At 64.5% G+C, this 12,408-nt stretch carries 16 protein-coding genes; 9 read left to right on the top strand and 7 right to left on the bottom strand.

The window, feature by feature from the left end; all coding sequences use genetic code 11:
• Window positions 1-61: 61 nt before the first annotated feature.
• A complete protein-coding gene (phaZ, locus tag B2P87_RS02685; RefSeq protein WP_141890642.1) occupies window positions 62-1,348 on the top strand; it encodes a polyhydroxyalkanoate depolymerase in 1,287 nt (428 codons plus the stop codon).
• Window positions 1,349-1,352: 4 nt separating this feature from the next.
• Entirely contained in the window at window positions 1,353-1,925 is a 573-nt protein-coding gene (locus B2P87_RS02680; protein WP_141890643.1) for a DUF6151 family protein, read from the top strand.
• On the opposite strand, the gene B2P87_RS02675 is transcribed toward B2P87_RS02680, so the two are convergent.
• The 3 genes from B2P87_RS02675 to B2P87_RS02665 form a co-directional block, all read right to left on the bottom strand.
• Window positions 1,922-2,644, bottom strand: coding sequence for an alpha/beta fold hydrolase (locus B2P87_RS02675; protein ID WP_141890644.1), 723 nt, complete (start codon window positions 2,642-2,644; stop codon window positions 1,922-1,924). The genes B2P87_RS02680 and B2P87_RS02675 overlap by 4 nt on opposite strands.
• 122 nt (window positions 2,645-2,766) lie before the next feature.
• Window positions 2,767-3,192 (bottom strand): VOC family protein, encoded by a 426-nt coding sequence (locus B2P87_RS02670; RefSeq protein WP_141890645.1) that lies wholly within the window; start codon window positions 3,190-3,192, stop codon window positions 2,767-2,769.
• Window positions 3,193-3,390: 198 nt separating this feature from the next.
• Window positions 3,391-4,149 (bottom strand): alpha/beta hydrolase, encoded by a 759-nt coding sequence (locus B2P87_RS02665; protein WP_141890646.1) that lies wholly within the window; start codon window positions 4,147-4,149, stop codon window positions 3,391-3,393.
• 133 nt (window positions 4,150-4,282) lie between these two features.
• Between B2P87_RS02665 and B2P87_RS02660 the strand changes: the two genes are divergently transcribed.
• Window positions 4,283-5,287: a DUF4105 domain-containing protein gene (locus tag B2P87_RS02660; RefSeq protein WP_141890647.1), complete on the top strand. Its 1,005-nt coding sequence runs from the start codon at window positions 4,283-4,285 to the stop codon at window positions 5,285-5,287.
• Between the two features lie 102 nt (window positions 5,288-5,389).
• On the opposite strand, the gene B2P87_RS02655 is transcribed toward B2P87_RS02660, so the two are convergent.
• On the bottom strand, window positions 5,390-5,704 hold the full coding sequence (locus B2P87_RS02655; RefSeq protein WP_286851696.1) for a hypothetical protein: 315 nt from the start codon (window positions 5,702-5,704) through the stop codon (window positions 5,390-5,392).
• A 214-nt stretch (window positions 5,705-5,918) separates the two neighbouring features.
• Here B2P87_RS02655 and thrS point away from each other — a divergent pair, with 214 nt between their 5' ends.
• The 5 genes from thrS to B2P87_RS02630 all read left to right on the top strand — a co-directional run bounded on the left by thrS (window position 5,919) and on the right by B2P87_RS02630 (window position 10,645).
• The gene (gene thrS, locus B2P87_RS02650; protein ID WP_141890649.1) at window positions 5,919-7,865 is read left to right on the top strand and encodes a threonine--tRNA ligase; all 1,947 of its coding nucleotides are present in this window, start codon (window positions 5,919-5,921) and stop codon (window positions 7,863-7,865) included.
• A 231-nt stretch (window positions 7,866-8,096) separates the two neighbouring features.
• Entirely contained in the window at window positions 8,097-8,402 is a 306-nt protein-coding gene (locus B2P87_RS02645; protein WP_058287839.1) for a DUF2282 domain-containing protein, read from the top strand.
• A 68-nt stretch (window positions 8,403-8,470) separates the two neighbouring features.
• On the top strand, window positions 8,471-9,325 hold the full coding sequence (locus B2P87_RS02640) for a DUF692 domain-containing protein (RefSeq protein ID WP_141890650.1): 855 nt from the start codon (window positions 8,471-8,473) through the stop codon (window positions 9,323-9,325).
• A complete protein-coding gene (locus tag B2P87_RS02635) occupies window positions 9,322-10,077 on the top strand; it encodes a DNA-binding domain-containing protein (protein WP_141890651.1) in 756 nt (251 codons plus the stop codon). Before B2P87_RS02640 ends, B2P87_RS02635 begins: the two co-directional genes overlap by 4 nt.
• 4 nt (window positions 10,078-10,081) lie before the next feature.
• Complete coding sequence (locus B2P87_RS02630; protein WP_141890652.1) at window positions 10,082-10,645, top strand: DoxX family protein; 564 nt, start codon at window positions 10,082-10,084, stop codon at window positions 10,643-10,645.
• Between the two features lie 70 nt (window positions 10,646-10,715).
• On the opposite strand, the gene B2P87_RS02625 is transcribed toward B2P87_RS02630, so the two are convergent.
• Window positions 10,716-11,084, bottom strand: a complete 369-nt coding sequence (locus tag B2P87_RS02625; RefSeq protein WP_058287843.1) for a hypothetical protein — start codon at window positions 11,082-11,084, stop codon at window positions 10,716-10,718.
• A gap of 42 nt (window positions 11,085-11,126) precedes the next feature.
• Window positions 11,127-11,444 (bottom strand): ArsC/Spx/MgsR family protein, encoded by a 318-nt coding sequence (locus tag B2P87_RS02620; protein ID WP_141890653.1) that lies wholly within the window; start codon window positions 11,442-11,444, stop codon window positions 11,127-11,129.
• A gap of 189 nt (window positions 11,445-11,633) precedes the next feature.
• On the opposite strand from B2P87_RS02620, the gene B2P87_RS02615 reads away from it, so the two are divergent.
• Entirely contained in the window at window positions 11,634-11,840 is a 207-nt protein-coding gene (locus B2P87_RS02615; protein ID WP_008555379.1) for a cold-shock protein, read from the top strand.
• Between the two features lie 71 nt (window positions 11,841-11,911).
• Here the strand turns inward: B2P87_RS02615 and B2P87_RS02610 are convergent, their stop codons facing one another.
• Entirely contained in the window at window positions 11,912-12,391 is a 480-nt protein-coding gene (locus B2P87_RS02610) for a dihydrofolate reductase (protein ID WP_141890654.1), read from the bottom strand.
• Window positions 12,392-12,408: the final 17 nt, after the last annotated feature.

Below are 12,408 nucleotides of genomic sequence, written 5' to 3'. Positions count from 1 at the left end.
GTCCGATGTTCCGGATTTTCTGGTCCGATGACGCGGGGACAGAGCCCGTAAGGAGACGCGCATGCGATACATGATGACCTACGACCTGATGGAGACCGTCCGGAACACCAACCAATGGCTGGGCGCCACCGCCCTCTCCATGGCATCTTACCCGGTCTTTTCCGCCTTGCCAAATCCTGCGCTCAGCTGGATGGCGGCTTGGGGCGAAGTGACCGAACGCACCTACCAGCGGATGGTGGTGAAACCCGCCTGGGGCATCCGCACCTTCACCTGCGAAGACGGCAAGGACCACTTGGTCGACATTACCACCGTGGTAGAACGCCCCTTTGGCGACCTGATCCATTTCAAGGTCAACGGGCGCGCAGAACAGCCGCGCAAGGTGCTGCTGGTTGCGCCGATGTCCGGCCACTACGCCACCCTCCTGCGGTCCACCGTCAAAAGCTTGCTGGTGAACTGCGAAGTGTATGTGACCGACTGGCACAATGCCCGCGACATTCCTGTTTCTGCAGGGAAATTCGATATCGAGGACTACACGCTCTACCTCGTCGACTTCATGCGGGAGCTGGGCCCGGACACCCATGTCGTCGCGGTCTGCCAGCCGGTGCCGCTGACGCTTGCCGCCACCGCCTACCTGGCGGAGCGCGAGCCGGATGCGCAGCCTTCCTCGCTGACCCTGATCGGCGGCCCGGTGGATCCGGACGCCACCCCGACGGAGGTCACTGACTTCGGCCGCCGCGTCACCATGGGCCAGCTGGAGGAAACCATGATCCAGCAGGTCGGCTTCAAATACCCGGGCGTCGGGCGCAAGGTCTACCCTGGCCTGCTGCAGCTCGCCTCCTTCATGTCGATGAACGGCGAACGCCATACCAAGGCGTTCCTGGACCAGATCCAGCGCGTCTCCCGCGGGGAAGCCTCGGACCACGACGCCCACAACCGGTTCTACGACGAATACCTGGCGGTGATGGATATGACCGCCGAATTCTACCTGTCAACGGTGGAGCGCATCTTCAAGAAGCGCGAGATCGCCCGCAACGTCTTCACCGTCAACGGCCACAAGGTCGATTTCAGCAAGATCACCGATGTGGCGGTCAAGACCGTCGAAGGCGCCAAGGACGACATCTCCGCCCCCGGCCAGTGCGTCGCGGCGCTGGACCTCTGCACCGGCCTGCCGGAAAGCAAAAAGGCCAGCCATTTGGAACCGGGCGCCGGCCACTACGGGATCTTTGCCGGCCGCAGCTGGCGCGACAATATCCGCCCGCTGGTGATCAACTTCATGAACGCCAACAGCCGCAGCACACCGGCCCGTAAACCGGCCAGCAAACCGGCCAACAAGAACACGGCTGCCTGACGGGATGGGCGGCGGCCTGGCATTCTCCTGCAATTGCGGGACCTTGCGCGGCGAAGTTTCAGCAGCGGGTGTCAAAGGCGGCACCCGCGTCGTCTGCTACTGCGCCGACTGCCGCGCCAACGAACTGTACCACGGCCAGCCGGATCCGGCCCCGGATCCGGTCGATTTGTTCCAGCTGTCGCCCGACACCATCACCATCACCCACGGCGCAGAGCAGCTGAGGGCGATCCGCTTGGGCCGCCGCGGCCCCTTGCGCTGGTACGCCGCCTGCTGCGGCACGCCTTTTGCCAACACGCTGGCCAAGCCCGGCCTGCCCTTTGCCGGCATGCGCTCCAACCTGTTTCAGGATCCGTCCGCCCTGGGCAAGATCCGCGCCAGGGCCTTCCTCCCCGTTCCCGGCAAACAGTCCAGAACCAAGGGCGGCGGCGCCATGGCCTTGGGCATCCTCAGCCGGATGATCACCGCCCGCCTGTCGGGCCGCTGGAAAGACACGCCATTCTTTGATGCGGACACCGGCAAACCGGTGGCCGAGCCCGAGCTGCTCAACAAGGCACAGCGCGCCGCGCTCTACCCTTAGGCCGGCACTGCCAGCCAGTGCAGCAGCGCCCGGTTCACCGCATCGGGCGCCTCCAGCACCGGGAAATGCCCTGCCTCCGGGATGACCTCCAGCCGCGCGTGCGGGATCAGCTGCGCCAGCAGCTCCTGCTTGGCACGCGGCACGATCGTGTCATGCTCCCCCGCCAGCACCAGCGTTGGCACATGCACCCGCCGCATCGTGGCCTGCTGGTCGGGCCGCCGCTGCAGGGCGCGCGCCTGCGCCACATACAGTTCCGGCCCCAGCTCCATTCCCATGTGGCAGAACAGTCTGTGCACCTCCAGCCGCGACGGCCCCGGCGCCAGCGCTTCCATCGGCAGCGCCGCGCGCAGGACATCCTCCAGCCGGCCGGTGCGTGCGGCAATGATTTGCGGCTCCCGGTCGGCGGCCTGCTCCGGCGTCTCCGCCAGCGGGCTTGCTCCTATCAGGCACAGGCGGCTGATCCGTTCCGGCGCCCGTCGCACCAGCTCCATCGCCAGGATCCCGCCCATCGACATCCCCGCCAGGGCAAAGCGCGGCGGCAGGTGGCTCAGCATCCGGGCGGCAATCTTCTCTACCGTGTCGCCGCCTGCCAGCGGCAGCACCATCACCGGCATGCTGCCGGAAAATGTCCTGATCTGAGCGTCAAAGATCCGGCCGTCGCACATCATCCCCGGCAGCAGAACCAATGGTTCGCGGCTCGGTTGCTGGTCATGAGGCATATCCTGCCCTCGCGGTTTGGCTGCCACCCGTCTCTGCAACTGTGCGGAGAGGCGGCAGCCGGATCAAGAAAAACCTCCCCAAGGCAGCGGTTTGCCGAACCGCTGCCGCCGCCGCGCCACGCTCAGTAGCCGTTCCAGCGGAACGCGCCATTCTGCGCCAGCGGCGAAAACGGGTTGAAGGCGATCTCCCAGACATGCCCGTCCGGGCTGCGGAAATAGCCATGATGGCCGCCCCAGAACACATCCTGCACCGGTTTCAGCACCTCTGCCCCCGCGGCCTCCGCAGCCGCCAGCAGCTCTGCCACCGCCTCCCTGCTGCGGGTGTTGTGGCTCAGCGTCATCGCGCCGGTGCCCAGCTCCGCCTCCGCCACCCCGATATCTTCCGCCAGCGCCGCCAGGGGGTAGAGGCCCAGCGTCTGCGAGATCAGGTCAAAGGCGATCACCCCGTCCGGGCTCTCCGCCCGCTGCCAGCCCAACGCCTCGTAAAAGGCCGCGGCCTTCTCCATATCCGGCACGCCCAGCGTGATCAGGCTTACCCTCTGTTCCATTTCTGAAATTCCTCATCCAAAAGACCTATGCCTTCAGCCGCCCGCGTGGCCCCGGTAAAGCCCGGGGCGCGCTCTGCGGCACCGCAACTCTAATGGCTTTGCCCAACTGGACCGATACGTGAACAAGCCACTGCAATCGCAAATGCCTTGGCAGCCTGTCGGCATTTCGATCACCTTTTCGATCACCTTAATGCCGCCTCAGGCACCGCCCAGCACGTCCAGCACGTCCAGCACAGCATTTTCGATCAACTTCAGGCAGGCAGCGTCCGAGAACCGGTGATCGGCATCTTTCACCAGGGTAAGCCGCATGTCCGGGCAGGTCGCATGATCCATCAGCCGCAGCGCTGTTTCCGTGGACACCGCGGTGTCCGCGGTGCCCTGCAGGCAGCGCGTCTTGAACGGCAGAAACAGCGGCGAGCGCAGCACCAGGTGCTTGCGGCCGTCCTCGATCATCCGCTTGGAGATATGATAGGGTTCCATATAATCGCTCGGCAGCTCCACATAGCCGCGGCTCGCCAGCTCCGCCTTCTGCGCCTCGGAGAAGTTGGCCCAATAGCCGTCCTCGGTGAAATCCGGCGCTGCGGCGATGGTCACCATGCCCTTGATCCGCTCCGGCATCTCCCGCGCCAGCAAGAGCGCCTGCCAGCCGCCCATGGAGGAACCCACGGGCACGATCTCGCCCTCCGTCAGCTCTTGCACCGCCGCCAGCGTGTCCTCATGCCAGTCACCGATGCAGCCCTCCTCGAAAGTGCCGGAGCTTTCGCCATGGCCAGAGTAGTCAAACCGCAGAAACGCTTGCCCGCGCGCCTTGGCCCAGGCTTCCAGATGCACCGCCTTGGTGCCCTCCATGTCCGACTTCAGCCCGCCCAGAAACACCACGCACGGCCCCTGCCCTTCGCTCTTGTGATAGGCGATGCGGCGGCCCTTGGCGGTGCCGAGAAACGATGTGGCGGGCATGTCTTTGGTCTCCTGTCCTTTTCCTCAAAATGTGGCATGGCTCCGCCTTACCTGCAAGCGGCAGCACAGCCTGCTTGCAAGTCCCCTGCCGGTCTCCTTATGGTCTGCCGGAAAATTCCGGGGGGCCGCGGGCATGTCAAAATTCTTCAAAACCGCGGTGCTGGCCGCTGCCGTCCTCGCGGTGGCGCTGGCCACCGCCTGGGCGGCGCTGGCGCTGTGGTACCGGCTGCCCTTCGCCACGCTGCCGCGCGCCGCTCTGTCGGGCGGGTTTGCCTTGCTGGGCGTTGCCGTCACCGCCGGATTGTTCCGCAGCCACGCCCTGCGGGCGCTCACCACCTTCACCCTGGCCCTCGCTGCGGTCATCCTGTGGTGGTCCACCCTCACCCCGCCCGAAGACGGCACCTGGTCGCCCGATGTGGCGCGCCAGGTCACCGGCGAGGTGCAGGGCGATATCCTGACCCTCACCGATGTCCGCAACTTCACCTGGGAAACGCCTGATGACTACAAGGTGAACTGGGAAACCCGCAGCTACGACCTCACGGCGCTGCAGACCGTGGACCTGTTCATGTCCTATTGGGCGGGGCCGCAGATGGCGCATATGATCGTCAGCTTCGGCTTTGAGGACGGCGAGCAGATCGCCTGGTCGGTCGAGGTGCGCCGCCAGGAGGGCGGCGGCTTCTCCCCCGTGGCCGACATGTTCAAATCCAACACCCTGGTGATGATCGCCGCGGATGAGCGCGACCTGGTCGGCACCCGCACCAATGCCCGCGGCGAAGACGTGCAGCTGTTCCGCATCGGCGTCAGCCCCGACACCGGCCGCGCCCTGCTGCTGCGCTACGTGGCCGCTGCCAACAGCCTTGCGGCGCAGCCGCAGTGGTACAATTCGCTGACCACCAATTGCACCACCGTGGTGATGGCGCTGATCCGCACCTTCGCCGCTGAGGTGCCGCTGGACTGGCGGGTTCTGGCCAACGGCTACCTGCCGGAATACGCCTGGGAGCAGGGGGTTCTGGACCAGACCCGCAGCGTCGAGGAGCTGCGCGCGCTCGGCAGCATCACCCCGATTGCCCAGGCGCATGGCCTCACCCCCGACTATTCCGCCGTTATCCGCGAGGGCGTGCCCTCGCCCGCACCCTGATCCGGGATCCTTTTCATCTGGCTGAAAATATCCCGGGGAGCGCGAGGGGCTGGCCCCTCGCTCATAGCTTGGCAGGCATGATACCCGCCGGCAGCTATGGCATCAGGACAGGCTGGCAGCCGGTACTCCGTTGACCTTCTGCGTCTGCAGGCGGCCAAGCAAGCTTTGAATCCGGCTCAGGGCTTCCTTCGTCCGCACAGCCTTCTCCTGGCTCACCCCGCCTTCGATATACGCGCAATGCTCATAGGACAGATGGCGCTGCGACAGGATCTCCCGGGACTGGCACAACGCGGTTTCAATAAGATCCACATCTTCAACCGTCAGGTCAAAGCTCGGGTTCGGGCGGGTCATCGGAACACTCCTGGTATGTCCATCGGGCCTGAGATTTCGGCCACCCTGCCCCGGATCGCGTTCCATGGCAACATTTTTCTTATTATTTTTCAATTACTTACCAGTATACACATTTGTACAACCGCATACACGGGCACACAATGGGATTTTCCCGCGCAATTACAATCACATGCAAAGCTGCCTTGACTTGCCCCCGCTTTGACCGCAAAACGCGGCGCACAAACACATACCCGCAACCGGGCGTTCTGTGGGCGCCAAACCGACGAGGAGCAGCCAGCAAATGGCCCAAATCTCTCTCACCTTCCCCGATGGTAATGCACGATCCTATGACGCAGGCGTAACGCCCGCGCAGGTGGCTTCCAGCATTTCCACCTCGCTGGCCAAAAAGGCCATCTCCGCCACCGTGAACGACAAGCACTGGGACCTGCAGTGGCCGATCGACGCGGACGCCACCATTGCCATCCACACCATGAAGGACGAGGCCCAGGCCAACGAGCTGATCCGCCACGACCTGGCGCATGTGATGGCGCGCGCGGTGCAGGAAATCTGGCCCGACACCAAGGTCACCATCGGCCCGGTGATCGAGAACGGCTGGTACTACGACTTCGACCGCGCAGAGCCCTTCACCCCCGAAGACCTGGGCGCGATCGAGAAGAAGATGAAGGAAATCATCAACAAGCGTGATGAAGTCCGCACCGAGGTGTGGGAGCGCGACCGCGCGATCCAGCATTACACCGACAACAATGAACCCTATAAGGTCGAGCTGATCGAAAGCATCCCCGGCGACGAGCCGCTGCGGATGTACTGGCATGGCGACTGGCAGGACCTCTGCCGCGGCCCGCACCTGCAGCACACCGGCCAGCTGCCGGGCGACGCCTTCAAGCTGATGAGCATCGCAGGCGCCTACTGGCGCGGCGACAGCTCCCGCGCGATGCTGCAGCGGATCTACGGCGTTGCCTTCACCGGCAAGGAGAAGCTCAAGGCGCATCTCCACATGCTGGAAGAAGCCGCCAAGCGCGACCACCGCAAGCTGGGCCGCGAGATGGACCTGTTCCACATGCAGGAAGAGGCGCCGGGCCAGATCTTCTGGCACCCGAACGGCTGGAAGGTCTACACCACCCTGCAGGACTACATGCGCCGCCAGCAGGAAAAAGGCGGCTATGTCGAGGTGAACACCCCGCAGGTCGTCGACCGCAGGCTGTGGGAGGCTTCGGGCCACTGGGAGAAATATCAGGAGAATATGTTCATCGTCGAAGTCGACGAGGAGCACGCCCGCGAAAAGGCAGTGAACGCGCTGAAGCCGATGAACTGCCCCTGCCACGTGCAGATCTTCAACCAGGGCCTCAAATCCTACCGCGACCTGCCGCTGCGCATGGCCGAATTCGGCTCCTGCAACCGCTATGAGCCCTCGGGCGCGCTGCACGGGATCATGCGGGTGCGCGGCTTCACCCAGGACGACGCGCATATCTTCTGCGCCGAAGACCAGATCGAGGCGGAAACCAAGAAGTTCATCGACTTCCTGTCTGAGATCTACAAGGATCTGGGCTTTGAGAAGTTCTCGGTCAAATTCTCCGACCGCCCGGAAAAACGCTCAGGCTCCGATGCGGTCTGGGACAAATCCGAAGCGGCGCTGAAGGCGGCGACCGAAGCGGCCGGCTGCGCCTTTGAGCTGAACCCGGGCGAAGGCGCCTTCTACGGTCCCAAGCTGGAGTTCGTGCTGACCGACGCCATCGGCCGCGACTGGCAGTGCGGCACCCTGCAGGTCGACTTCGTGCTGCCCGAACGGCTGGACGCCACCTATATCGGCGCCGACGGCGCCAAGCACCGCCCGGTCATGCTGCACCGCGCCACCCTCGGTTCGTTTGAGCGCTTCATCGGCATCCTGATCGAGGAGCACGCAGGCAAGCTGCCGTTCTGGCTGGCGCCGCGGCAGGTGGTGGTCGCCTCGATCACCTCTGACGCCGACGCCTATGTGCAGGAGGTCGTGGCCGAACTGAAGAAAGCCGGCGTGCGCGCCGAGGCCGACATCCGCAACGAGAAGATCAATTACAAGGTCCGCGAGCATTCCGTGGGCAAGGTGCCGGTCATTCTCGCCGTCGGCCACCGCGAGGTGGAGGAGCGCACCGTCTCCGTCCGCCGCCTGGGCGAGAAGCAGACCAAGGTGGAAAGCCTGGAAAATGTTACAAAGGCGCTGGCGGCGGAAGCGACCCCGCCCGATCTTCTGTAACAATTCCCGCCATTTTCAACGCAAGCGGCCCCCACCTGGGGGCCGTTTTGTTTCAGCCAACTCCCAAACCCCTGAAAACCATAGGCTTAGTCATCTTCGGCGCGCGCCTTCGGGTCACAGGCTCTGACGCGGATGTGAGACACGGCCTCGTGACTTAAACTCTGGAAAACCTCGGGTTAGTGTTTGCGTGTCATCACGACACCGCATGTAGAACCGAAAGGAATTCACGAGATGTCGAACACCGCAAAATCCCTGGCCGTTGCAGGTGCCGTTGCCGCCGCTCTGACCGCAGCGTCCACCATCCCCGCCGCCGCCGGCACCAAGGAAAAGTGCTACGGCGTGTCGCTGGCAGGCCAGAACGACTGCGCCGCAGGCCCTGGCACCACTTGCGCAGGCACCTCGACCGTCGATTACCAAGGCAACGCCTGGACCCTGGTTGACGCAGGCACCTGCGAAGGCATGGACCTGCCGGCCATGGCAGACGGCACCGAGCGCAACGGCTCTCTGGAGCCGCTGGAGCGTGACCTGCCGGCATAATTGCCGCTCGAATTCAGGGGCGGGAGTGCGAATTCCCGCCCCTTTTGCCCCCGCAAACAGGACCCGCCATGCTTGACGCCGCTGCCCATGATGCACTGCCCGCCGCCCCTGGCGTTGGCTACAAGCCGCAGCATTTCGCCCAGATCACCGCGGGCTCCAGCGCGGTCAAATGGCTGGAAATCCACGCCGAAAACTACATGGGCGACGGCGGCCGCCCGCTGGCGCAGCTGCGCCACCTGTCCGAACGCTTTGCCATGTCGGTGCATGGCGTCGGCCTCTCCATCGGCGGCGAAGGGCCGCTGGACAAGGACCACCTCGCCCGGCTCAAACACCTGGCAGGATGGCTGAACCCCGCCAGCTTCTCCGAGCATCTGGCCTGGTCCACCCACGACAGCCACTTTTACAACGACCTGCTGCCGCTGCCCTACACGGATGCCAGCCTGCAGCGGATCTGCGATCATATCGACCAACTGCAAGAGACCATCGGGCGGCGGATGCTGCTGGAGAACCCCTCCAGCTACCTCGCCTTCGCCGAGAGCACCTGGGCAGAGCCGGAGTTCCTGGCGGAAATCTCCCGCCGGACCGGCTGCGGGCTGCTCCTGGATGTGAACAACGTCTTTGTCTCCGCCAGCAATCTGGGGTTTTCGCCGCAGGGCTACATCGACGCCTTCCCGCTGGACAAGGTGGGCGAAATCCATCTGGGCGGTCATGACGAGGATGACGACGGCCAGGGCCGCCCGCTGCTGATCGACAGCCACGGGCGCGAAGTGGCGGATCCGGTCTGGGCGCTCTTGGACTATACGCTGGCGAAATCCGGCCCCAGGCCGGTGCTGATCGAATGGGACAACGACGTGCCGGACTGGCCGGTGCTGGAAGCAGAGGCCGCCCGCGCCGCAACCGCGTTGGAGCGCATTCCGGCATGAGTGTTTCGCAGACAGATTTCACCCGCGCCATGATGGATGCGGGCCAGCCGGTGCCGGACGGGCTGACCGATCATCTCGGCCAGCCTGCGGGCCGCCGGTTCAGCGTCTACCGCAACAACGTCGCGGTCTCGCTGACCGAGGCGATGCACAGCGCCTTCCCGGTGATTGCGAAACTCCTGGGCAAGCAGAACATGGACGGGCTGGCAGGCATCTACCTGCGCCGCCACCCGCCGTCGTCGCCGCTGATGATGTTCTACGGCGCAGAGTTCCCGGCCTTCCTGGAAGCGATGGAGCAGCTGAAGCATCTGGGCTACCTCGGCGATGTGGCCCGGCTGGAGCTGGCGCTGCGCCGCGCCTATCACGCCGCCGATGCCGCCCCCATCGCGCCGGAGGCGCTTGGCGCGCTGCCGCCGGATGCGCTGCTGGACACGCGGCTGGAACTGGCGCCTGCGGTGCAGGTGCTGCGCTCGCCCTGGCCCATTCACGCCATCTGGCGCTACAACACCGAAGACGGCGCGCCCAAGCCCGCGGCACAGGCCGAGGACGTGCTGATCACCCGCCCCGAATTCGACCCCATTCCCCAGGTCCTGCCGCCCGCCGGCGCGGTCTGGATCAGCGCCCTGATGGCGGGCGCCACCATCGGCGCGGCGATGGAACAGGCCGCCGCCGAAAACGAAGCATTCGACCTGGGCGCCACCCTGGCCCTGCTGTTGCAGGGCGGTGCGGTCACAGGACTGAACAGCAAAGGGTAAGACCATGCACGCACTAGTCTCCATTCACGACGCCGTTTTCCGCCAAGTTGAAAGGGCCGGCAACTGGCTGCTGCCGCTGGCGGCGCGCTTTGTCTTCGCCTCAACGCTGCTGCTCTATTTCTGGAATTCCGGCCTGACCAAGCTGGGCGACGGCATCTTCGGCCTGTTCAGCCCCTCAATCGGCGCCTACAGCCAGATCTTCCCAAAGCAGCTGGAGGCGGCAGGCTATGATGTGGACCAGCTGGGTGTCTTTCACTGGGCCGTGGCCCTGGCAGGCACCTACGCCGAGTTCATCCTGCCTCTGCTGATCGTGATCGGGCTGCTGACCCGGCTGGCCTCGCTGGGCATGATCGGCTTTGTGGCCGTGCAGTCGCTGACCGACATTTATGGCCACGGGGCCACCGATGACAAAACCCTTGGCGCGCTGTTTGACCGTTTCCCCGATGCGGTAATCCTCGATCAGCGGCTGTTCTGGATCTTTCTGCTGTCCGTCCTGGTGGTCAAGGGCGCGGGCGCCCTGTCCGTGGACACCCTGCTGCGGCACCGGATGCAACCTGCCATCGCCTGACGCTCTGGCCCAGAAACAAAAAAGGCGCCCTGCCCCCGGCAGCGGCGCCTTTTTCGTTTCCCGGCAAGCCTCAGAAATGCGCCTTGGGCTCATCCGGCTGGCCCGCGGCCAGCGCCATCAGCCCGGCAGTGGCGGCAAAGCTGATCGGGAAAATGGTAAAGACATTAAAGCCGAAGCCCGCGTACATCCCGGCCGCAGACCCCAGCAGCAGCACGCCGCCCCACAGGGCCCGCGCCCGCGCCATCGCACCGCCGGCAATCGCCAGCAGCGGCGACAGCACCGCCAGCAGGCGCAGCTGCTGCACGTTGCCGACCTGCTCCGCCAGCCCTTCGATCTCGCCGAAATGCTCGACCGCAGCGGTGTAGCCGTAGCCGAAAAAACCCACAATCATACCGAAAATCCCGGCGGTAATCCCCAGAACCAGGGCTGCGTTGCGCATCGTCAATCTCCCGAAAACTGCCGCACCGACATAATCAGCCGGTCACGCGGCACCAAGGGCCGCCTTCGTGTTCTGATCCCAACCCAGGAATAATTCCCCGTCACGCTCGATCAGCGGCCGCTTCATCAGCGCCGGATGCGCCCGCAGCAGATCCAGCGGCTCACCGGCGCGCTCTTCTTCGCTCAGGCCGCGCCAGGTGGTTGACCGCGTGTTGACCAGCTTGGCCCCGAATTGCGCATAAGCCGCCTCCAGCAGACCGTCCGGCATTCCGTCTGCCCGGATATCGGCAAAAGTCGAATCAGGAAGCTGTTTCAACGCCTTGCGGCACGTATCGCAGGTCTTCAGCCCGTAGATTTTCATACATCCCCCTATGTCCCGCGCCGCGGCGGGCACAATTTATGGTAGAATTCACCGGTTTTTCTTGATTTTTGCCCGGCCCGTGTAACACTCAAGGTTGTCCGGCTTCCCCCGCGGAATTTTGGCAGGGTGCGGGCCGGATGCCCTGGGCAGCCCCCATGGCGGAGTGCAAAGTAGAAGGAGACACGGGAAATGCCAAGCGGCACCGTGAAGTGGTTCAACACCACCAAAGGGTACGGGTTTATTGAACCCGATGAAGGCGGCAAGGATGTGTTTGTGCACATTTCAGCGGTAGAGCGGTCGGGCATGACCGGCCTCGCCGACAATATGAAAATCGGCTACGAGCTGTCCGAAGGCCGCGACGGCCGGAAAATGGCTGCGGAGCTTAAGGCGCTTTAATCAACTGATGATGCACTGCGCCCGGACTTGGGCTGGGCGCAGGCACTGACGGGCCGGGGGTCTCGCCCCTTTTACGCCCGCCGCAGATATTCAACCATCACGCAGGCCGGATCGCTGTCCCGCAGGACCGTTTCACCGGCCTTGACCCATTTGTCCGGCTCGAACGCCGGGAAATAGGCGTCAGCATCTGCAATGGTCAGATCCACCTCAGTAATCAGCAGCCGGTCCGCCATGCCCAGCATGCCGCGGTAAATCCCCTCGCCGCCAATGCCGTAGACGCGCCTGTACCCCTGCGCATGGGCTTCCGCCACCGCCGCCCCGATTGACGGCAGCACGATGTCTGCCGCCCCAGGGTTCGAGGACACCACCAGATTGAGCCGGTTCTTCAACGGTTTCACCGGCAGGCTGTCCCAGGTCCTGCGGCCCATGATGATGGCGCCGCCCAATGTCTCGCGCTGGAACGCCTTCAGATCCTCGGGCGCAAACCAGGGGATATCGTTGTCCTTGCCAATGGCCCCGTTGCGCGCCCGCGCAGCGATCAGGGTGATCATGGGTATCTTCCTTTGAG

The organism is Leisingera sp. UBA4491, from assembly GCF_002388965.1.
Classification (GTDB): Bacteria; Pseudomonadota; Alphaproteobacteria; order Rhodobacterales; family Rhodobacteraceae; genus Leisingera; species Leisingera aquaemixtae.
The sequence above is the reverse complement of the archived record's forward strand: the minus strand, read 5'-3'. Positions and strand labels throughout refer to the sequence as shown.